We start from the raw sequence: 1,114 nt of genomic DNA, 5'->3' as shown, positions 1-1,114 counted from the left end.
AGGTCGCCTCCCGCCGCCGCGACCTCATCGGCGCCCTCGCAGAGACCGTGCTGGACCGGGCGCTGTCGCCGTTGGAGCACACCGCCATCGACCTCGCCCTCCGAGACGCCGTCCGCAGCGCCGAGGTGCCGATCCTGCCGATGGTCGTCGACCGCATCCTCACCCCCAACACGGGGGACGATGAGGACGGTCGGCTCGCGGAAGACGGTCGTCTCGTCGGCCACGCGCTCCGTCGGCTTGTCGCCGGAGACCTCCAAGGCCTGTTCGACGGCCCCTCCACGGTCAGGTTCGACCCGTCGCTGCCGATGGTGTCGCTCGACCTATCGCGGGTCGCGGAGAACAGCACGCTGATCTCGGTGCTGATGACCTGCTCGTCCGCATGGATGGAGTCCGCTCTGTCCGACCCGGCGGGCGGGCAGCGATGGGTGGTCTACGACGAGGCGTGGCGGCTCATGCAGTACCCGGCGCTGCTTCGCCGCATGGACGCCCAGTGGAGGCTGGCGCGGCACTTCGGAATCGCGAACATGCTCATCTTCCACAAGCTCTCCGACCTCGACAACGTCGGCGATGCCGGGACCGCGATGCGCGCCCTCGCCTCGTCGCTGCTGGCGAATGCGGAGACCCGGATCGTGTACCGGCAGGAGCCGGACCAGCTCGGCTCCACCGCCCTCGCGCTCGGGCTCACCGGCACCGAGCAGAAGCTGCTCCCCGGCCTGGGGACCGGTCAGGGGCTCTGGCGGATCAAGGACCGCTCCTTCGTCGTGCAGCATCAGCTCCATCCCGCCGAGCTCGCCGCGTTCGACACCACCGGCCGCATGACCAGCGAACCCACGTAAGATCACGAATCCTGAAGGCAGTTGAGGCGGGAACCCACGGGCCGAGGGGCCATTTCAGAGTATCTGAGGTCGTGAGTTCGCGGTGTCGATGTCGTCGGGGAGCAGTCGCGGGATGAGCCGCACGAACACGACCATGACGATGAGCTCGACGAGGGTCTGTGTGACAACGACGAGCGGAGCAAGGTCGAACGCGGCGGGTAGGGCGAGGACGAGCGGGAGGACGACGAGGGAGTTGCGGGTCGCGCCGCTGAACACGATCGCGCGGCGACCGGGGACGT

General features: G+C 68.8%; 2 pseudogenes. One reads left to right on the top strand and one right to left on the bottom strand.

Annotation, left to right across the window (positions count from 1 at the left end):
* Positions 1-836, top strand: a pseudogene (locus ACFWJO_RS40500) (ATP-binding protein); the annotation flags it as partial.
* 54 nt (positions 837-890) lie between these two features.
* Here the strand turns inward: ACFWJO_RS40500 and ACFWJO_RS40495 are convergent.
* Positions 891-1,114 (bottom strand): annotated as a pseudogene (locus ACFWJO_RS40495) (hypothetical protein); the annotation flags it as partial.

This window comes from Streptomyces sp. NPDC127092 (assembly GCF_042722475.1).
Lineage (GTDB): Bacteria > Actinomycetota > Actinomycetes > Streptomycetales > Streptomycetaceae > Streptomyces.
This window is presented reverse-complemented; position numbering and strand designations above follow the sequence as displayed.